Consider the following 21,009-nt stretch of genomic DNA (forward strand, 5'->3'; position numbering starts at 1 on the left):
ATCCTCCATTTACATATTTTTCAATAATAACACTTAACTACTACTTGCCATGCACTCAATAACAAAATCAATATATTTACAACAATAATTCCTCCATTATAAATCTTTTCTGATATTTCGTTCCGCATCTTGTTAGTCCCTATCATCAAAAAGAATCCTGGATAAAGCGGTAGGAGATATCTCGCCTGGCATCCATTGACGGATTCGTATCCCACTGGAGTAAATGATATATATAAAGCTGTCGCTATAAGAAGCATAATGACTGTTTGCAAAACTATCATACACATTTTCACCCGATTATATATTACCCATGAATCATATTTTCTTTTATCTGTAAAGGCAACGAACCATAAAAATATAAATGAAATCGTTCCGAAGAAAGATTGTCCCAAATATCCAAATGTATTAAATACCATCTGCAAATCATTTTGAAATGACAAATATTTACCTAAAATGAATTTCGTTAATATTTTTGTATATTGTATAGGATGCATCATAACAAATTGTACCTGACCTGCCGAATTAACTTCCGAACCCCCTCGTAAGTCTCCTGTTCCTAACATTTTAGGCAAAAGATAAGCTATCACAAAATATCCTATAATTCCTCCTACGATTACAGCAAAAACAATCAAATATATTAACTGCTTTTTTTTCAATTTCATTATTAATCTATAGCCATAATATATGAATATCCATAAAGTTAAAAATATAATCGCAAACCATTTAAAACTAACTACCATTTCCAAACAAAATGTTGCACACAATGCCAGTAATGTTACTCGAAACAGTACATATTGTCTTTTAGTTTCAAACTTTTCTCTCGGTAACAGCATAAATATTAAAAAAAGTGGAAAATAAATTGCTTTTGGCATGAATGCTAATGAATAAGCACCTAGCATAATCAACATATCTTTTTTACATAATGTTCCTTCTTCCTGCATTACTCCAATAAAATACGTTGTTCCTAACATACAAAAACCTGTAATCCAACTATCTGAACTATACACAGATGCCAAAAATACACAATTCAATACACTTGCCACAGTAATACAAATCATTTTTCCTGACTTCAATCTCTTAACTGAATAATATACCAATATAATATATAACAACATATTCATTGCTGCCCCTAAATGGAATATTATCATATGAGGTAAGTGTAGTACTCTACCAATAATCAATCCTATCGCAGATGGAAGATATGCCACCACTTTCATCTGTCCTAAAATATCTGTATTAGCTGCAACCATCTTTCCTGAATCATACAATGCTTGGACACTGCTTTGACCAATTCTTAAGTTTTCAATACTATTAGGAAGCATATATCCAATTCCAGAATGCCAATATACCCAACTATCTGCAATATTTGTTTTTCCAGTCAGGGCATGTGATACTCCCACTGCTCTCCAGTAATGAATTGCTTCATCCCACGAAATTTCTGCCTCTGCAGGCATTATAATTACATATAGCGCTCCAACAATAAATAACAGAGTAATAAATACACATTCCGGTCGTTGAACAATATACGCTTTCATTTTTACAAACAGATATATAAACATTATAAAAGCTACAAAAAATAAAAGACGATATTCATTAAAATCATTAATCGTATTAACATTGTAGTGAGAAATCATTTTTTCTATCAAAAAGCTCAATAGAAAAATAGCTATCATACTTAGTATTTCTTTCAACATTGTAACTTTATCAAGTTTTTGTATTTCACACACTATTTTTTTTATAGCTTTTAATATTTTTCTATATAATTTATAATATATTATCAAATAACATAGTATCATCACAAAAACACAAATAGCTGCTCCAAAAAATAATGTATTAACTACATATTTATTTTGCACTAACCTAATAATAAGATCACCTTGTTGTTCCTCACCATTAATGTAGAACCTTTCACCATTTAAAGAATCCGTCTGCGAACAATATAACACGTTTGTATTTTTATTTGCTTTTATTTTTAATTCTGCCTTATTAATCTTTTTCGCTATCTGAGTAGAAATACTATACTCTCTAAATCCATCTTCTTCTATATCACTCCCGTTTTCTACCCATTTTCGCAAAACCTTTCCGCTCTTCTCATCACACAATTCAATTTCAATTTCTAATCCAGGTTCAAATAAATCTCTATGATACTTTAAAGAAAAAGATTTTAATGTTCCTTGTGGAAGTGTTATTTCCTGTTCTATAATATCCTTTTGCTCTATATTCAATTCTCTATTGTCAAATGAAGAAAAAACATCCGTATCCGCATATTTTTCATCAACGAATCCGTATTGTATTTTTCCAGATACAAGCAAGAAGATAAAAATTGTTAATCCAACAATAATACTAAAAAATACACCCTGTATTTTCGTATTTATACATCTTTTCATTTTATATTTTCATATCATAATTTGTATTATGATATTCCCTCCATTAAGTTCTTTATAATTTATATATTCTCATTTTCACGTTATTAATTACTCATAACATATTTATTGTTTTTGATATTTTTACTCTAAAACATCATAAATAATTTATTCAAATTAAACTTATTTCTATATTCCTAATTTTTTTAAAGAACTCTATTTTTTTGGTCTATCTTTATCAATTTTGGAATCTATCGCAATTTGCTGAGTAAGATTATCCACCTTATTTTCCAGCTGTGAAATCTGAATGGTTGTAAAAAATAATTTCACTATTAATGCAAATATTATTGCAAGGTAAATCATACTAATAGGAGATTGAAAGCCCAAAAAATCAGATATTATATAAAACAATTCTGGGAAAAGCCCCATTATAACCAAAGCAAATGAGAAAAATGTCCAAAATACAATATATTCTATTTTTAATTTTGCTTGTCTAATCTTTTTCAGCATAAAAAACATTGACAAAATTGCACCTACTACTAATAAAACACGTAACAAATATGACATAATTTATCTCCTTTTTCTTACATTTTGAACAACAATAATAGAAAGCATCATTTTCACCATATATTTTATAGAATTCATCATATTAAGATAGCTTTCTCCAAATTGTCTTTCATCCATTTCTGTCTGTACTTCAGCAATCTTAGCTCCATTTTTCAACAAATATGATATTGTATCCGGTTCCGGTCCATAGTTAAGATTCTGCGCAAATTCTTTTATCATATTAGAAGCAAACATTCGCATTCCAGAAGTCGGATCAGAAACTCTAACTCCAGTTGTAATTTTTATCGTCAAAGTTAGCATACGGCTTCCAAACATTCTAAGTGACTTATCTTTTTTTTCATTTACAAATCTAGATCCTATGACTATATCATAGCCTTCTTTTATCTTTGCAAGCATAGGTTCTATATATTCTGGTCGGTGTTGTCCATCTGCGTCAAATTGAATCGCGTATGAATATCCTTTCGCATATGCATATTTGAGTCCTGCCTGAAATGCCCCAGCAAGCCCTAAGTTGATTGGCAGATCCAATAATTCAAAATTATTTTTACGACATATATCAGCCGTTTTATCCTTTGATCCATCATTAACAACTATGTAGTCAAATTGACTATACTTATCTATAATTGTCCGAACTACTCTTTCTATATTTTCTTCCTCATTATAAGCAGGTATCACTATTAATAATTCTTTTTTCATTTTTAATCCTCACAGATTCTTTCTACTTGTTTCGATAATATTTCCCAAGTAAAACATTTTTCAATTCTTTTATATGTAAGATCTATTCCTCTTTTTCGTTTTTCTGGATTATTAATTGTTTCTATCAATGCATTATACAATAATTCTTCATCATTATTTTGTATCACGCATCCATATTCGTCATTTATTAAAAGTTCTCTTGCCCCGCCTCTGGCTGTCGTAAGTATATAACAACCACAAGCAGCTGCTTCCAATATGGATGTAGAAAAACCTTCCGAAAATGATGGTAGACAAAAAATATCTGAATCTGTCAACAACGCAACGATTTGTTCAAAATCAATTCTTCCAACTGGAATAATCTGTTCATTGCTGCGAGATTTCACTTCATCTCCCATATCTCCATCTCCAGCGATAAACAGATATACATCTTTTCGTTCCTTATTAATTCTTTCTACAACATTTAATAAGCTTGGCAACCCCTTTTCTTTTAACAGACGACCTGTAAATGTAATTACAATGGCCTTATCTGGTATGTCATATTTCTTTCTATACAACTCACTAATGTTTTTCTGCACTGTTTTAACTTCTTCAAGGTCTATAGAATTATATAAAACTCCTTTAGCCTTAATATGAAAATGTGCCAGCCACTCATTACAAGCCTTAGAAACGCCATAGTAATCTTTGCAAAATATTTGGTCCACTTTTGTTAAAGTATGTTCAAAAATTGCTCCCACAAAATCTAAAAATTTGTTATGTACTGACAAATGGCTTGTCCCATGATCTAATGTAATACATTTAGATTTCATTTTCCTTGCTAATATCATTCCATACAATGAATGTGGATAAAATCTTGTATTAACTATAATCATATCAAAGTTTCTATTTTTTAGCACTTTATTTATTTTAAAAAATCTAGAATTCATTTTAAGCACTGGGTATCTTCCTTCCAATAAACTCCAACATGGAAGTCTGTAAACAGGTATACCATCCATCCGCTCATATTCTTGCAATTTATATATATTTGATGTAACAACAACAACTTCATTTCCATCTTCAATTAATTTTTTTGCCAAATTATGCGTATATCTTTCTACTCCTCCCATATGAGGAAGATATTGAGCAGAAAATATACAATATTTCTTCATATCGTCTTCAGCTCCATTTCATTTTTTCTTCACTATCTTATTTTCTTTTTTATAAAAATAAATAAACATTACTACAGTAATAGTAATAAAAAGTATCATAGATGTCAAATATGCCATTGCCGCTCCTAACATATACCATTGCTCTATGAGTATTTTTACAACTACTTTTACATATATCCATGTAATAACATAAGAAACGGCTAGTATGTGCTGTTTTCGTAACACAACTAAAGCATTATCAAAAACTGCTGCAAATGTATATAAGCATCCTCCAATTACTATTAATAATAAATGCAATCTGTATACATGCAAATCAATACCATAAATCAATGTCAAAATTGGAATTCCCAATATCCAGCAACCAATTATAACAAAGAAAGTCATTCCTAATAATCCGCCTAAAATCTTAAAAAGTATTTTCAAAAAATTCTTTTTCTTTTTTTCCTCCCATGCAATTGCCATTTTGGTAAGCATTGGACGAAACACAATATATACTAAGTTCAAAACAGAAGCTGGCATAAATAAAATATTAAAAATCGTTTGGCTACCCGCTTTTATCATTCCATCACTAATCGCTGAATCAATATACATTTTAGGTGCATTCATAATAGCATTCATTAAAAAAGCATTTATAAAAAGCGGTGCCCCTTCCATCGTCAATTGAATTATCCATTTTATATTAGCGTCAAATACTATTTTTTCTTTTATTTTTTCAATACATAAATTATAGCGTACGTTATATGCAAAAAAAGAAATTCCATATGCTATCATTAATATAACACAAGAAGTCAAAAGATTTCTGCTAATATATAAACTGCTTCCAAACGCAATACTTCCTATAACAATTCTATATGTCAATGCTTTTCCCGCAAGATCTAGTCTTTCTTTTTGCTGAAAATCACCTTCATACACATCCGACAAAGAGTCAAATGCACGGTACAAACATAACACCAATATAATAACTGCTTTTTTGCCAGTATAACCTCTTGAAATTATGTAAATATAGCTACTAATCAGCATAACTAATATCGTAATAATCCTAAATTCTAAATACTGAGCAAATGAAAACCTTTTTTTTATATCGGTTGCTTGATATGTTCTGATTTGAAATGTTGCAATTGTTGCCATAAGTTGACTTATCGACCAGCCCAAACTAAATATATCTGCCTGAGCGTCATCATTCATTCTTGTAACTAACATCAACAAGGCAACAGAAAGTAAAGCATTACAACCGCTCCCAATAATATTCCATACGTAAATGGATTTTGCACTCGGTTCTCTATTTATTGAATTCATCATTTTCCACCATTCATCTTTTTCAAGATATTAATTCCTATCTTTATTATTCTATCAAGCATTAAAGATATAAAAATTTCAAATTTTGCAATATCTGGTGCTATATAATAATATTTTAATAGTTCCAAAACATTTCCTCTTGCACGAGCAACTGCGAAACGTAATGCAATTGCGTTTCCTGAATATTGCGGATAACGCTTTGCAAATTCTTCAACTAATTTTAAATGCGGCAAAACGCGCTGTTGCATATAGTCTTTCTTAGACTCAATTCCAGTCAAGATTCCTGAAACATTCCCTCCATATCTACGATACGATACTAACACTTCATCTAAATAGGATATTTTTCCACAAGCACAAGCAATTATCCATTTGTCATGACCTGTATTATCAGAAAATGGCAGACATCCTTTCACAAATTGAGTATCCATTACCATACTCATTCTAGGCGCACAAGCTGTGAAAAAATTGTATATACCCATATCTTCATACGACTTCCAAGTATTAAACTTTTTTAGATGTATGTCTTACAGAATTACATGTAGCTTCTCCCTCTGCATCAATTATTTTTCTATCAGTTACTACTAATATCGTATGTTCTTTTTCCATGCATTGGATACATTTTTCAATTTTAGTCTTATCCCATATATCATCCTGATCACAAAATGCAATATAATTTCCATCTGCTTGTTCTACTAAATATTCAAACGCTTTTACATAACCCATATTTTTCTTTTTATATGGTAAAATGCGATATTTCACATTATTCAATGTTTTTTTGAATATACCAACATCACATCTTTTGCTCACACAATCATCAAATATCAACAATTCAATATTGGGATATGTCTGATTATCTATAGACTTTAACTGTTCAACTAAATATGTAACATTAGGATTATACACCGATAATAATATATTTACTTTTTTCCCATTCAATCATATTCTCCATATTCTTAATTTTCATTATCAATCACCAAACTCAATAATATATGGCGCATGATTAATTCTCTGCTCAACAGGTGGCAATTGCATATAATCACCATATGTCCGTTTCAAATGTTCATCATCATTATTCATTATTTTAATTTTCATATTTTCAAATTCTGTCTCCTTTAATGGAAACATTTTATTAACTGCAGAACGATATTTCAACGAGCTTCCATCTCCAAAAGATGTCACAATGTTCGTACTTGCTTTGTTGTATTTCGTGCATTGCTTCACAAATGCTCTATAAATAACTTTTGGAGATATGTGAAATATTTTTGTTATATAGTGAACACACCAACATATTCCAGCGGCTATATGATACTTTATTCCAGTATACGGAATAATCGGATGAGCAGATCCACATAAATATATTAACCGATCTAAAAACAGTGTCGTTAGCTGTTGCTGTTTTGCTTTCTTCTTTGTTGGTGCAATACGATCAAACGGGAAAATATCAATAAATATGCATTGCTCACAATCAAGTTTATCACTCAAATACGAAATAAACTTTGTTCCTTTTCGTTGAAATTTTGTAACACAACATGCGTAATTCTTATCAACTTCTGGGGTCATAATCTGATATTTATCACCTATTTCTTTCTCAACAACCTGAATAAAGACCTCATAATCTTTTCTTAACATTCCAACATCGATATCATCATCCCATGGGATAAACCCCTTATGTCTTACTGCCCCTAATGCTGTTCCAAAAACAGCAAAATATTGCAAATTATACTTTTCACAAATCGTTTGCAAATCTTGCAACATCTCAAGTTGTAATTCATGAAGTTTGTTAAGTATTTCAGGTTCATATTCTTTATTTCTTTCTATATTTTTCATTATTTTTTCATCTTTCTATCATATTTTTTCGTTCACAATGTACGATCTAAATTATTATATCATATTTTTTATAATAGGTAAAGAAAGACCATCGCACTACACAGGGCAAACGCATAAAAAATCCATCTAAAGGGTAGAAACTTCTTTAGATGGATTTTTTATAATTCTATTATTTGAAAAAGTAATTCTTCTATATATTCCAAGTTACACGTATACATCATACTCATCTTTTTGTACGTCATCTTTTTCTTTTTATCAAATCTCTTGTCTAATTTCATCAGATTATAACAAATCTTTCTGATTAGTGCCAGATTTTGCATCGCTTTTTCTAATTTAACTTTACATGCACCTTCACGAAAATGTACATCTAATACCCAATGTAGATTGTTCTCAATTTCCCAGTGACCTCGTACGATATGAGACATTTCTTCCGAAGTCATGTTTTGATCCAGTATATAATACCTTGTTTCACAACTTTTTTCCCATTGATTTCTCGAACACTTTCTACTTTCCCAATGCTTTTTAAATTTTTCCAGTTTTCTTTTCCTGTCAAATATTCTATATCCGTTGAAATCAGATATTTCCGCCTTTTATTGCCGCTGCTCGAACGGCTTTTCCATCAATTGCAATCCGCTGTACTTCTGAAATATTATTTTTTTGTATTACTGTAAGCACATCTTTAATCCAGCAATAAAACATTTGCATAAAGCTTTCTGGTTCTATAATCGCAAACACTCGAAGTAATGTATCTGCCGAAGGAACGCCATGCTTCAAATCCAGCCTCTCGGTGAAATACGCTTCTTGAAGTTTCATAAAGAATGCCATATTTTCTGCATCCGTGTAACCACATAAGACAGCGTATATGCTCATGACAATAATATTTCCAAGTTCATGTTTTAGTCCTCGTTTGTCCCTACTGTCTACCAATTTCGTAAAATACAGTTTCATTTCCATCATAAAAATCACTACTTTTCTTTTATTATACCTGAAAAGTGGTGATTCGAATACTAATTATTTTTTATGCGGTTACCCTGTTGCACTAACCAAGTTAGCGCAACAGTCTCTTTTCATCACAAGTTTTTAATTTTATCGAACCCAAACTCCTTCTGAATCGAACCAATATGTAGTTCCACCAATTTTTCTTTGACCAGTGTATAATCTTCCACTTGCTGATGCATAATACCATTTTCCCCAACGGTAAATCCACCGATTTTTAATCAAATGTCCATTATCATCAAACATATAGATATTATCTAAGTTATCCCTGAATAGACCATCAGCCATTCTTCCATACTCAAAACAATATCCATTTAACCAACCATTTACTGGAGTACCATTGCTAAAATAATACCAACTATATTCACCGTATTCTTTCAAATGATACCATCCATCTGTTAAAACAGTTCTAATACCATTCTCATCATAATATACATTCTGCATCCATGCTATTTGTTCAGCTCGCATAGCTGGAGAAAATTCATATTCTATTCCATCAATAACTTTTTTACCCGTAACAAGTTTACCATTTTCTTGATAATACCAGTCACCATATCTACTTCGTTTCCAGCCATTCGTCGTATCTAAATTACCATTGCTGTTTATCCACTGATTATTGAAAGCATTATTGGAAATCATCGCTCCACTATAGGACGAAAAATAAAACTCTAAATCCCCAATTTTTTTCTTTTCTTCTTTGTTTATCGTACCATCTTCATTAATCCAATACCAAGCTCCGGCCGCTGATTTGAACCATCCTGTTGTTTTAACTTCACCTAACCATGTACCATTATCACTAAATTGATGTATCTTTCCATCAATCTCTTGAAGACCTATCACCATACAATAACCACTAAAATAATACCGGGTATGACCTATATTTTTCCAACAATTCTTAACAATTTTCCCTTTTTCGGAATAAAGCCATTCATAGCGATTAAAAATCCAGCCATTTTGAATCAAACCGTCTACTCCAACATAAGAATCGCCTTCACCATCATATGAGACAACGATTGCTTCTGTTAGCATTTTGCCGTCTTCAATGTACCATTTATTATCTAACCATCCGTTGTGTGGCTCACCCGGTTCATCATAATAATACCAAGTACCATCAACCAACTGCCATCCTTTTGCTGTTCCAACCTCTTCTTTTTTATGTCCATTATCATCAAACAGATAAGTTCCTTTATCTGTTTCAACAACTCCGACAGCCATAAGCCCTGTCTCACCAAAATAAAAATCATCATTCATCCACTGTGAAGTCAGAAGTTTCCCATCTTCGCCAGCAAAAAACCAATCAAATCCTCTCTTTACCCACTGATTACATACAATTTCTCCGGAGCTATTAGCATAGTAGAAGTCATTAGTATTTCCATTCCAAACATTAAATTTCCCCGTTACCATCACACCGTTGAAATCAAAATAATATTTTTTTCCACCAATCGTATAGATGCCAGATTGCGCACTTTCTCCATTTTCGGTCACATAGTACCATTTTCCATCATTGTAGTACCATTTATTTTCTCTACAAATTGCACCTGATGCATCAGCAAACAATTTCTGATTATTATAATAGAAAAAGCCTATTTTCATTTCGCCTTCATAATCAAAATAGTATTCTTTGCCAGCTATTTTTTCAATCTTATTATTTACAGGATTTCCATCTTGATCAAAATAGTACCATTTCTGATTATCATTCGAATAATACCAGGAATTTGATTTTTCAATAATTTCCCCGCTTGACTCTGCTAAGTAATACTTCTGTACCATACTTCCATCAGCATCACCCCAGAGAGAGAACAATCCCGTTTGCATCTTTCCAGTACCATCAAAATAATATTTTGAGCCATTAATCTCTCTAAAACTATTTTTAACCGGAACTCCATCTTCTAAATAATACCAATTACCATTACCCAATACCCAACGAGTCTCTTTTTCAGTATCAATTAAGCTTAGGACACCATTTTCATCAGCTTTATAAAGCTGATCACCAATCATGACTTGGTTATCTGTAACTAAATATCCATTTTCATCAAAGTAATAAAGATTCTCATCAATTGTAACTGTCTTTCTCGTTGGACACACATAATCATGTCCATAATATTCTTTCCGGCCTCCGTTATTATACCAACTATCTTGATATAAATGTCCATTTTCATCAGAACGAACCCAGCCCTGTATATATGTTAAATCTTCAAAAATATGATTCACATAATTTCTACAGTTTATTTGTAACCTTCCATCCCAGTCAAAATAGTAGCCATATGTATTACCATCTTCGTCTGAGATTTCTTTTATCATGCCTGTAATTTTCACACCATTCTCATAATAATAGGTAGATTCATTTTCATAATACCACCCATTTTCTGGAATACCATCTTCGTCTGGAGCATCTGCTTCTAATTCATTAGCAGCAGGCATTCCCTGAGTTTCTTCTTTCACTTCACTCTTAGCATCGTCAGCGTCGCTTGCCTGTTCCTGCTGATTCACTTCATCTTGTTGCCCGGCATTTTCCTGTTCTTGCTGCTCATCTGCACTTTTGCTTTCTGTCTCATTCCCTGTTGCCACATTCTGTTCTTCGACTGGTTGATTCTCTTCAACCTCTGTCATTGTTTCCATTGCCTGTGTGTTTTCTACATTTTCTGCTGCCATTGCCGGAAGTGCTGTATTCGCACTTAAAGCAACTGCGCATAATAATGCACATACTTTCATCTTTTTCACACAATCGCCTCCTCATAAAAGAATTTTATATACTATATATTGTATCATCATTTTATTTTTCAGCAATATATATTCATTTTATTTATCAAAAGTATCTTTTTTTCAGCATTTTTACTATATTTCAGACAAAAAAAATAAGCGAAGTGCCCTATTGACACCTCACTTATTTATATTTGACTTATCATTAATTCATTCTATTTATCATAGACATAATATTAAAACCATAACTTTCTCCACTTGCCCAGCCATAGCTATCTCCTTTTGAATTAACGTTCGGATTTTCCTTCTGTCCAAGCCATTCGACATATGGTGCAGTTCCTCTTGTCACCATATTGAACCTTGGATCAACACAACTATTATTAAGTGTCTCTTTTGATGCATATGCTTTTAAATGTTGAACTTGAGCCCGAAGCCCAGTTCTAACATCCGGAAAGGTTGCACACCCTCCTGACGCATTTCCATCCACTGCTCCAAGTCCACCAAAATTAAACTGCCATACCTGTACAATTCCTCCATACTTAAGATAGCCTGTCTCCAGCATAGCCTGTGCATACATAATCTCTGGTTTTATATTTTCTGCTACAGCTTCATCATAAAGAATTCCACAAAATGTAACTATATCTGGTGCTCCACCAACAGCCAATGCCTCTCCCGGATATATTGCGTTGCTTTTTACATACTGGTTTACCATCTTCTGTACAACTGTTGCTTTGTCAGTTCCAAGCATACTGGTTCCCATAATACTAGTTACTCCGGTATAAGTCCACGCACCTTCTGGTCCATTTTTGTTTCCTTTTTTATTCATGTAATACCATGTTCCATTAATCTGCTGGTAACCAGTAAGCATAGCCCCGGAAGTATTAAACCAGTACCAGTAATTACCAACTTTGACCCAACCAGTCTGCATCTTTCCAGTGTTATTATCCATATAATACCACGTATTTCCAAGTTGCAACCATCCTTTTACCAACTTGCCGCCCGATACATAATACCATGCATTTTCTTCGAAATTCCAGCCATCTTGTAGTACTGATTGACATCTGCCATCAGTCCCAAAATCATATGGTTTTCCATCTATTACACGATAACCTGTAACCATCGCTCCACCAGCCTCAAAATAATATCGAGAACCGTTAACTGTCTTCCAGCCTGTTACCATTTTCCCATCAGATTCCAGATAATACCATGTACTCCCTAAATATAACCACCCTGTCTTCATAGTTCCCGAACTATTAAACCAATACCATGTATTATCTACATACTTCCAACCCGTCTGCATTCTTCCTGTTTCATCAAAGTAATATGTCTGTCCGTTAATCTGATTGAAGCCTATTGCCGATGTCAGATCTTCTTTTGTATAATACCAAATATTACTCTTAAGATACCAACCACTAAGAATTCCTCCACTTGTTCCAAAATCATATATTTTTTCGTCTACAGTCTGTTTTCCAGTATACATATTTCCTGATGGTCCAAAATAATAAGAGTAAGAACCTACTTTTTTCCAGCCTGTTACCATTTTTCCATCAGATTTCAGATAATACCACGTACTTCCAAGTTGCAACCAACCAATTTTCATTGTTCCCGAACCATTGAACCAGTACCAGTTATCATTGATATATTGCCAGCCTGTTACCATTTGCTCATTATCATTAAAATAATAAGTTGCATTTCCGATAATTTTAAAGCCTTTTGTATAAGTTCCATCTGCATTTAACCAATACCACCGATTGTTCTGGAATATCCAACTTGCTAAAACTGCTCCGCTACTGCTGAAACGATATAATTTCCCATCAATCGTTACATTACCAGTACACATAGCTCCTGACTTATTAAAATGATATGTAACGCCGCCTATTGTTTTCCATCCTGTTACCATTTTCCCATCAGATTCCAGATAATACCATGTACTTCCTAAATATAACCATCCTGTCTTCATAGCTCCTGAACTATTAAACCAATACCATGTATCATCCATTTTTTTCCAGCCAACTGCCATCTGACCTTCTTCATTCAGATAATATCTTACTCCATTCAGATCAAGCCATCCAGTCTTTCGGTAACCATCTTTTCCAAAATAATACCAGTATCCACCAATATATGCCCATTTATCTGCCGGCCACGTTCCATCCGGATACCGGAACCACCAACCTGTGGAATCTTGAATCCAAGTTCCTTTTGTCAGCCCAAAATAATTCACTATTCCCGCCGCATCCGCTTGTCCAAGTCTTTTTAAATTATTTTCATTTGACAAAAATGCCGCATCCGAAGAATTCGTAATAAATGCATGCTCAATTATAATTCCAGGAAATCCTGCATTTTTACTTCCTCTGATCACACCAAACTTATCAGCCAAACTCCCATCTGCATATGTATCACCTGTACCTGAATTTTCAATTTTCACACCTCGATTATATAACCCTAATGCAACCAATTGTTCTAATACTTTCGATGCAAGTTTATTTCCTTCTGCGCCTATATCGCTACGATAATTCGAGTTTGGATAATATACTTCTGCGCCATGAGCTCCAGATGCACCTGAATTCATGTGAATGCTAACATATACATTTGCACCAACACTCTTTGCATAGGCTACCCTTTTTGCATTATCATTTGTAGAAGATGTTCTCGGATTCGGACAAGCTTCGCTTTCTCTTGTCATATATACCGTTACACCACTATACTGTTGTAATTCTTCCTTGCAATAACGTGCTATTTTTAAAGTCAATACTTCTTCTCTTAACCCATTAACTCCAATTGCCCCTGCATGCGTTGCATCATGGCCTGGATCCAACACTACAACAACATTTTTAGTCTTTGCATCAGATGCTACTGCTCTACTCTTTGTTGAATCTTCCTGCTGAGCTGCAATTGCTTCTTCAATTGAATTTTCTGAAATTTGATTTCCTTCCTCATCAAACGAAACAACATCTTCTACTATTTCATTATCACTTGATGAATCCGGATTACTTATTTGTGCATCTGCATCTGTCTCCACCTCTGTATTAACACCATATTTAGCATCAATCCCAGCTTCTGAAAATTCGATTTTACGATTTTCTCCAGATACACTATAGTCTAAAGAATCCAGTTGATATTCTCCTGTTTCAGCATTTTTCACATAAGACATATCAAACATCAACGCCTCTTCATTACTCTGTGTCATTTCAGCCTGATAGGTCTTACCATCAGATACTCTATGATAATTCAATGTTGCTGCCTCAACTATAATTCCGTTTCCTACAGAAACCACAATCTGCTGCTCATCACCCTGTTCAATATATTTTTTATTAACAACAACATAATTCAATTTATCAGTTTGCTGTGTAATTTCATTTTCTTGATTCTCTTCTACTGTATCATTGTTTATTTTTTCATCATGTAAAGTAACATCTGGCACGTTTTCAGTAGTCTCCAATTTTTGAGAATCATCATTAGATTTCATCTCTATATTTGCACCCTCTGTCACCTCTTGCTGTCCCTCTGCAAAAACTGCCTGCATTGGTGTCATAAGCAACATTGTAATTGTCAATGCTATACTAATTATCTTTTTCGCCTTCATGCTAGTTCCTTCCTTTCTTTCTTTAAGTTCATTATTTATCATACACTTTTTCAGGTATCCATGCTCCACTTCCATCTACATACCAATCTCCTATCCATGCATCTGCAGCCATTTCTCCATTTTCATTAAAATAATAACAATTTGTTCCTACCCAGTGCCAACAATTGTTTACCCTTGCTCCGGAATCATCCATATAATACCAACTGCCATCTATATACTGCCAACCTGTTAACATTATTCCTGCAGAATTCATATAATACAATGATCCATTTATAGTTTGCCAACCTGTTTCTAATATTCCTTTTTCATTATAATAATGCCATGCATTATCAAAATATTTCCAACCTGTTATACTGCGTCCGTTTTCATCAAACCAATATGTTTCTCCATCTATTTCTTCTGTTCCTGATATTATTTTATTATATTTTGTGTCTATCCCTGATTTTGAAAACTCTGCAACTATTGCTGCTGAATCTGTCATCGTAGAATAAACTTCTGTCCCTGACAAGCATTGTTTCATTCGATCATTAAAAAAGCTCTGAGGTCCAGTAATAACAACAGTTTTAGGATTTAATGATGTTAAAAAATATGTTGTATTATTATAATCCACCCCGTGATGCACCATTTTCATCAAATCTATCTGTATCTTTTTCCCCAAATTAGGTTGCGATTCATCCTCAATATTTTCCTCTACTTGTCGCTCATCTGGTACAAACACATTATATTCTTCATAATTGGAAGACATGTTATATTCAAAATCATAATTCTTTTTTTCAATTTTTTTTGCTTCCTTTTCTTTTAGACCTTCATCATTCCATAACTCTTCAACTAATTGATCTGCCACCTTTTTTGTATCTCCATTTTTCGGGTCTATATCCGATGTTAAAAGAGCGTTTTTCCCGTATGCATTTACTTTTACAACCAATGCATTATCATTTTCATCAAGATCTAAATCTGTAATTATTTTTACATTATTATCATTTGCCGCTTTTATTAAACAATCATACACATACTGATTATCCCAAAGATAATTTTCATTTGCCTGTGGATAATAATATGGATCCTGTGCATCTTTTCCATGAGAATCTAACATATAAGAATCATCATACCGGTCTATATATAATCTATCAACCGGAAAATAATTCATTATCTCATCCCCACTACCTATATGATCACTATGTGAATGTGTGGCAATATAAAAATCTATTTTTTTACCCCCATAGTTCTTAAATAATGAATCACTTGCTGCTCATAACCTTCATTTATAGTAATTCCTTCTCTTAATGGATATTGTTCACTATTTGGATAGTCCCAGTCCTCTCCTGAATCTACCATCCCAAAATGCCCATCGTTCTCTAATAAAATAGCATCAGTAACTCCATTCAACGAAATAAAATGGATTTTAAGTCCCTGTTTTTTCCTCTGCCTCCGTTCTTACTCCAAAACAAAATAACACTACAATGCAAAACATCATTATAAACATACTATACTTTATGCTTTTTTTCATTTCACATCCTCACTTTTCCAATTTATAGTTAAATATTAATACTCAATTATATACTATACCACATATACGCAATTTTACCAGCTTTTCACCAGATTTTATTAATTGATTAATTTTTGGATTAATTTTTTCTTTGACTTTTTTCTTTACAATATATATAATGTTGTTCATAGATTTAAAAGGAGGTTAGTACATGAACATTCAAGAGTGTGATATTTTGAACAACATCATATCTTTTCCTTACACAAATCAGAGACGGCTTTCTGAAACATCTGGCCATTCTCTCGGAGTTGTTAATCGATCTATTAAAAATTTACTCCAGGAAGGGTATATAAATGAAGAAATACAGCCAACCAAAAAGGCTTTGGATATGATACATGCATCCGCGCCTAAAAACGCAATTATTCTGGCAGCGGGTTTTGGAATGCGTATGGTTCCAATCAATACAGAAGTTCCCAAAGGACTCTTAGAAGTACATGGAGAGCCATTAATTGAACGTCTTATCAAACAACTCCATGAAGTGAATATTCACAATATCTATGTTGTTGTAGGTTTTATGAAAGAACAATACGAATACTTGATTGATGAATATAATGTAGAGTTAGTTGTAAATTCAGAATATGCCTCGAAGAACAATCTTCATTCTTTGAAACTGGCATCTGATTTTTTATCCAATTCATATATTGTTCCTTGTGATATTTGGTGCGATCAGAATCCATTTTCCAAGCATGAACTTTATTCCTGGTATATGGTCAGTGACTTAATTGACAACGACAGTTCAGTACGCATCAACCGCAAGATGGAATTGACAACCGTTTCCCCTTCTTCCGGTGGAAACTCCATGATCGGTATCAGTTATTTGCTCAAAGATGAAGCTTCCATTGTACAGAAACGACTACAAGAATTAGATAAAGATTCTCGCTATGATGGAAGTTTTTGGGAAGAGACCTTATACGACCACGATAAGATGATCGTTATGGCAAGGGAGGTACTCTCTTCTAATATTGTAGAAATCAATACTTTCGAGCAGTTGCGTGAATTGGACAGCAATTCTAATCACTTGCAATCTGATGTTTTGCAAATTGCTGCTGATGCGCTCCATACAGAGCCTGAACAGATTACAAACATTACCGTCCTGAAAAAAGGCATGACAAATCGTTCTTTCCTGTTTGAATGTGGTGGTTTTAAACACATTATGCGTATTCCAGGTGAAGGAACCGATCAACTGATTAACAGACGTGAAGAAGCACAGGTTTATCATGTTATCCAAGATAAGCATCTCTGTGATGACATTGAATATATTAATCCGGAAAATGGTTATAAGATTACAAAATTTTTAAACCACGCAAGAGTTTGTAATCCAAATGATCAAAATGATGTGCAAAAATGTATGAATCGGCTCCGTCAATTTCACGAAATGCATTTATCAGTTGACCATGATTTCGATATCTTTGGTCAAATTAATTTTTATGAAAATCTCTGGAATGGGAAACCTTCTATCTATAGAGATTATCAGAATACAAAAGACAATGTATTGTCTCTAAAATCTTATATTGATGCACATATTGCCAAAAAAGTATTAACTCATATTGATGCAGTTCCTGACAACTTCCTGTTTGTCACCGATGACCAAGGTCAGGAAGATATCCGGCTTATTGATTGGGAATATGCTGGAATGCAAGATCCTCATGTTGATATCGCAATGTTTGCTATCTATTCACTTTATAACAAAGAACAGATTGACGAATTAATCGGAATGTACTTTACTGAAGGCTGTAACAAAGAAACAAGAATTAAAATCTATTGTTACATCGCTGCTGGTGGACTTCTTTGGAGCAACTGGTGTGAATATAAGCGCAATCTTGGTGTAGATTTTGGAGAATATTCTTTACGCCAGTATCGATATGCTAAAGATTACTATAAAATTTTTATGGAGGAGACAAATGAAGGTAGATAATGCAATTATTATGGCAGCAGGAACATCAAGTCGTTTTGCGCCATTATCATTTGAAAGACCCAAAGCATTAATCGAAGTCCGGGGAGAAATCTTAATCGAACGACAGATCCGCCAACTTCGAGAAGCTGGAATTGAAGAGATTGTTATAATCACTGGATATATGGCAGAACAATTTGAATATCTGAAAGAAAAATATAAAGTAATTCTCATTCACAATCCGGATTATTTAATCCGTAACAATAATTCCAGTATTCATGCCGCCAAAAATTATTTAAAAAACAGCTATATCTGTTCCTCCGATAATTACTTTCTGGAAAATCCATTTGAAACTGACGTTGACGCCAGCTACTATTCAGCAGTGTACATAAACGGAAGAACTGAAGAATGGTGCATCACCGAAAAGGACGGTATAATACAAAATGTCGTTGTCGGCGGTAACAATTCCTGGGTAATGCTTGGTCATGTATTTTGGTCACAAGAATTCAGTAAAAAGTTTTTATCAATCCTTGAAAATGAATATAACAATCCGGAAACCGCTGATAAACTGTGGGAATCCATTTATATTGAACACATTGCCGAACTTCAAATGAAGATTCGTAAATATCCATCGGATTTCATTTTTGAATTCGATACTTTGGATGAACTTCGAATTTTTGACCAGTCGTACACAACAAACACCCGGTCAGAAATATTAAAAAAAATTGCTACTAATTTAGGTATCAACGAAGGGCAGATAAAAGAAATAAAAGCTTTTAAAGATAATAATAACGCAGCAGCAGGTTTTACCTTTCATGCTGGACAGAACTATAAATATTATTATGCCACTCAGAAATTGGAGGAAATTTAAATGAACAAATTAAAAAGCAGTAGAATAGACTGGTTAGTTACCTTAGCGCCATTTATTATAATTATGGCATTGGCAGGTGTACTCTTCACCTTCCCAGATGCATCAAATGATATTATCAGCAAAGTCCGATATTTCTTTGGGAACACAATGGGAATCTATTATTTAATTATTGGTATAGGTGTATTAGTGATTTCCATTTTCCTATCCTTTTCCAAATATGGAAATGTAGTTCTTGGCGAGCCAAATGAAAAACCAAAGTATTCTTTTTTTGTGTGGGGAAGCATGATGTTTACATGTGGTCTGGCAGCAGATATCTTATTCTATTCATTTGCTGAATGGGTCATGTATGCAACAAATCCTCACCTTGAGGAACTTGGTTCAGTCACGGAATGGGCTGGTGTTTTCCCACTGTTTCACTGGAGCTTTATTCCATGGGCATTTTATCTTGTACTTGCAGTTGTATTTGGATTTATGCTGCATGTTAAAAAAAGAAATCGACAGCGCTATTCTGAAGCCTGCCGCCCGATTATTGGAAAACATGCCGATGGAATTCTCGGACGTATCATTGACTTATTTGCATTGTTTGCACTTTTAGCTGGTACAGCCACTACTTTCAGTGTAGCTACCCCACTTTTAGCTGCAATTATTGTAAAATTATTTGGCATTACGCTTAGCAGAACTGTTGTTACAATTATTATTCTTCTTATCACCTGTGTTGTATATACATATGCTGTATTACATGGATTTAAGGGAATCAGCTTTTTAGCTAAACTGTGTATTTACCTTTTCTTTGGTCTTTTACTAATTGTTTTAGTTACTGGAGGACAGGGAAAATTTATTGTTGAGAATGGTTTCCAAAGTTTAGGAATAATGTTTCAGAATTTTATTGGATTATGTACCTATACTGATCCTGAACGTACAAATAACTTTCCTCAAGATTGGACCATTTATTATTGGGCTTACTGGATGGTATGGTCCGTTGCAGCTCCGTTTTTTATCGGAAATATCTCACGTGGAAGAACAATTAAACAGACAATTCTTGGAGGATATGTTTTTGGCGTTGGTTCAACAATCATAAGCTTTATTGTGCTTGGAAATTACGGTCTCGGAATTCAGACAAGTGGAGCCACAGATTTTATTGCACAGTATGCTACAGATGGAGATCTCTATGGATTGATACTAAATATTATCGATACAATGCCAATTTCAAAAGTAATTCTTGTAATCACTGTTTTATGTATGATTGCATTTTATGCAACCTCATTTGATTCAATTGCTTATACAGCAGCTTGCTATAGCTACAAAGAACTTGGAGAAAATGAACATCCTCATAAACTAATTGAATTACTGTGGTGTGTATTATTAATAGTACTTCCAATTGCACTGGTCTTCTCTGAAAGTTCCATGAACAATATACAAAGCATCAGCATTATATCAGCATTTCCGATTGGAATTATCATGATAATAATGATTGCAGGATTCTTTAAAGATATTAAAACATATGTAACTACAGGCAAATAATAACACC

Annotated in this window: 17 protein-coding genes; 3 read left to right on the plus strand and 14 right to left on the minus strand. The window is 33.3% G+C overall.

The genetic code is table 11. The annotated features are described in order from the left end of the window. Positions 1-20 precede the first annotated feature (20 nt). The 14 genes from C7E02_RS06910 to C7E02_RS20060 all read right to left on the minus strand — a co-directional run bounded on the left by C7E02_RS06910 (position 21) and on the right by C7E02_RS20060 (position 16,508). A complete protein-coding gene (locus C7E02_RS06910; protein WP_105309149.1) occupies positions 21-2,387 on the minus strand; it encodes a DUF2142 domain-containing protein in 2,367 nt (788 codons plus the stop codon). Between the two features lie 192 nt (positions 2,388-2,579). Beyond that, entirely contained in the window at positions 2,580-2,930 is a 351-nt protein-coding gene (locus tag C7E02_RS06915; RefSeq protein ID WP_105309150.1) for a DUF2304 domain-containing protein, read from the minus strand. Positions 2,931-2,933: 3 nt separating this feature from the next. Continuing rightward, positions 2,934-3,626: a glycosyltransferase family 2 protein gene (locus C7E02_RS06920; RefSeq protein WP_105309151.1), complete on the minus strand. Its 693-nt coding sequence runs from the start codon at positions 3,624-3,626 to the stop codon at positions 2,934-2,936. 2 nt (positions 3,627-3,628) lie between these two features. After that, positions 3,629-4,771, minus strand: a complete 1,143-nt coding sequence (locus tag C7E02_RS06925) for a glycosyltransferase family 4 protein (protein WP_105309152.1) — start codon at positions 4,769-4,771, stop codon at positions 3,629-3,631. Between the two features lie 18 nt (positions 4,772-4,789). Further along, entirely contained in the window at positions 4,790-6,067 is a 1,278-nt protein-coding gene (locus C7E02_RS06930; RefSeq protein WP_105309153.1) for a lipopolysaccharide biosynthesis protein, read from the minus strand. Further along, positions 6,067-6,495: a hypothetical protein gene (locus C7E02_RS06935; protein WP_105309154.1), complete on the minus strand. Its 429-nt coding sequence runs from the start codon at positions 6,493-6,495 to the stop codon at positions 6,067-6,069. The genes C7E02_RS06930 and C7E02_RS06935 overlap by 1 nt, the downstream gene beginning before the upstream one ends. 73 nt (positions 6,496-6,568) lie before the next feature. Then, positions 6,569-7,003 carry a glycosyltransferase gene (locus C7E02_RS06940; RefSeq protein ID WP_105309155.1) on the minus strand — a complete coding sequence of 145 codons (435 nt, stop codon included), beginning with the start codon at positions 7,001-7,003 and terminating at the stop codon, positions 6,569-6,571. A 30-nt stretch (positions 7,004-7,033) separates the two neighbouring features. After that, positions 7,034-7,894, minus strand: a complete 861-nt coding sequence (locus C7E02_RS06945) for a LicD family protein (RefSeq protein WP_105309156.1) — start codon at positions 7,892-7,894, stop codon at positions 7,034-7,036. A gap of 158 nt (positions 7,895-8,052) precedes the next feature. Next, positions 8,053-8,475, minus strand: coding sequence for an ISAs1 family transposase (locus C7E02_RS20645; protein WP_158683041.1), 423 nt, complete (start codon positions 8,473-8,475; stop codon positions 8,053-8,055). Further along, positions 8,468-8,851: an ISAs1 family transposase gene (locus tag C7E02_RS06955; protein WP_105309158.1), complete on the minus strand. Its 384-nt coding sequence runs from the start codon at positions 8,849-8,851 to the stop codon at positions 8,468-8,470. The genes C7E02_RS20645 and C7E02_RS06955 overlap by 8 nt, the downstream gene beginning before the upstream one ends. A gap of 129 nt (positions 8,852-8,980) precedes the next feature. Next, complete coding sequence (locus C7E02_RS06960) at positions 8,981-11,602, minus strand: hypothetical protein (RefSeq protein WP_242978836.1); 2,622 nt, start codon at positions 11,600-11,602, stop codon at positions 8,981-8,983. Positions 11,603-11,795: 193 nt separating this feature from the next. Further along, positions 11,796-15,248, minus strand: a complete 3,453-nt coding sequence (locus C7E02_RS06965) for an N-acetylmuramoyl-L-alanine amidase (protein ID WP_105309160.1) — start codon at positions 15,246-15,248, stop codon at positions 11,796-11,798. After that, positions 15,205-16,380: a hypothetical protein gene (locus C7E02_RS06970; RefSeq protein WP_330406795.1), complete on the minus strand. Its 1,176-nt coding sequence runs from the start codon at positions 16,378-16,380 to the stop codon at positions 15,205-15,207. Before C7E02_RS06970 ends, C7E02_RS06965 begins: the two co-directional genes overlap by 44 nt. Beyond that, positions 16,377-16,508, minus strand: coding sequence for a hypothetical protein (locus C7E02_RS20060; protein WP_278336544.1), 132 nt, complete (start codon positions 16,506-16,508; stop codon positions 16,377-16,379). The genes C7E02_RS06970 and C7E02_RS20060 overlap by 4 nt, the downstream gene beginning before the upstream one ends. Before the next feature lie 362 nt (positions 16,509-16,870). On the opposite strand from C7E02_RS20060, the gene C7E02_RS06980 reads away from it, so the two are divergent. From C7E02_RS06980 to C7E02_RS06990, 3 genes are read left to right on the plus strand one after another with little or no spacing between them, the layout of a single operon-like run. Next, positions 16,871-18,634 carry an NTP transferase domain-containing protein gene (locus C7E02_RS06980; protein WP_105309163.1) on the plus strand — a complete coding sequence of 588 codons (1,764 nt, stop codon included), beginning with the start codon at positions 16,871-16,873 and terminating at the stop codon, positions 18,632-18,634. 10 nt (positions 18,635-18,644) lie between these two features. After that, the gene (locus C7E02_RS06985) at positions 18,645-19,481 is read left to right on the plus strand and encodes an NTP transferase domain-containing protein (RefSeq protein WP_242978767.1); all 837 of its coding nucleotides are present in this window, start codon (positions 18,645-18,647) and stop codon (positions 19,479-19,481) included. Then, entirely contained in the window at positions 19,482-21,002 is a 1,521-nt protein-coding gene (locus C7E02_RS06990) for a BCCT family transporter (RefSeq protein ID WP_105309165.1), read from the plus strand. Positions 21,003-21,009 lie beyond the last annotated feature (7 nt).

It is taken from the genome of Dorea sp. Marseille-P4042 (assembly GCF_900290215.1).
Taxonomy (GTDB): domain Bacteria; phylum Bacillota; class Clostridia; order Lachnospirales; family Lachnospiraceae; genus Dorea; species Dorea formicigenerans.

Bases quoted from the DNA above. Each gene is read 5' to 3' on its own strand.
- C7E02_RS06910 (WP_105309149.1), bottom strand. From the start codon at position 2,387: ATGAAAAGATGTATAAATACGAAAATACAGGGTGTATTTTTTAGTATT.
- C7E02_RS06915 (WP_105309150.1), bottom strand. From the start codon at position 2,930: ATGTCATATTTGTTACGTGTTTTATTAGTAGTAGGTGCAATTTTGTCA.
- C7E02_RS06920 (WP_105309151.1), bottom strand. From the start codon at position 3,626: ATGAAAAAAGAATTATTAATAGTGATACCTGCTTATAATGAGGAAGAA.
- C7E02_RS06925 (WP_105309152.1), bottom strand. From the start codon at position 4,771: ATGAAGAAATATTGTATATTTTCTGCTCAATATCTTCCTCATATGGGA.
- C7E02_RS06930 (WP_105309153.1), bottom strand. From the start codon at position 6,067: ATGAATTCAATAAATAGAGAACCGAGTGCAAAATCCATTTACGTATGG.
- C7E02_RS06935 (WP_105309154.1), bottom strand. From the start codon at position 6,495: ATGGATACTCAATTTGTGAAAGGATGTCTGCCATTTTCTGATAATACA.
- C7E02_RS06945 (WP_105309156.1), bottom strand. From the start codon at position 7,894: ATGAAAAATATAGAAAGAAATAAAGAATATGAACCTGAAATACTTAAC.
- C7E02_RS06955 (WP_105309158.1), bottom strand. From the start codon at position 8,851: ATGATGGAAATGAAACTGTATTTTACGAAATTGGTAGACAGTAGGGAC.
- C7E02_RS06960 (WP_242978836.1), bottom strand. From the start codon at position 11,602: ATGAAAGTATGTGCATTATTATGCGCAGTTGCTTTAAGTGCGAATACA.
- C7E02_RS06965 (WP_105309160.1), bottom strand. From the start codon at position 15,248: ATGGAAGTGGAGCATGGATACCTGAAAAAGTGTATGATAAATAATGAA.
- C7E02_RS20060 (WP_278336544.1), bottom strand. From the start codon at position 16,508: ATGGTAGATTCAGGAGAGGACTGGGACTATCCAAATAGTGAACAATAT.
- C7E02_RS06980 (WP_105309163.1), top strand. From the start codon at position 16,871: ATGAACATTCAAGAGTGTGATATTTTGAACAACATCATATCTTTTCCT.
- C7E02_RS06985 (WP_242978767.1), top strand. From the start codon at position 18,645: ATGGCAGCAGGAACATCAAGTCGTTTTGCGCCATTATCATTTGAAAGA.
- C7E02_RS06990 (WP_105309165.1), top strand. From the start codon at position 19,482: ATGAACAAATTAAAAAGCAGTAGAATAGACTGGTTAGTTACCTTAGCG.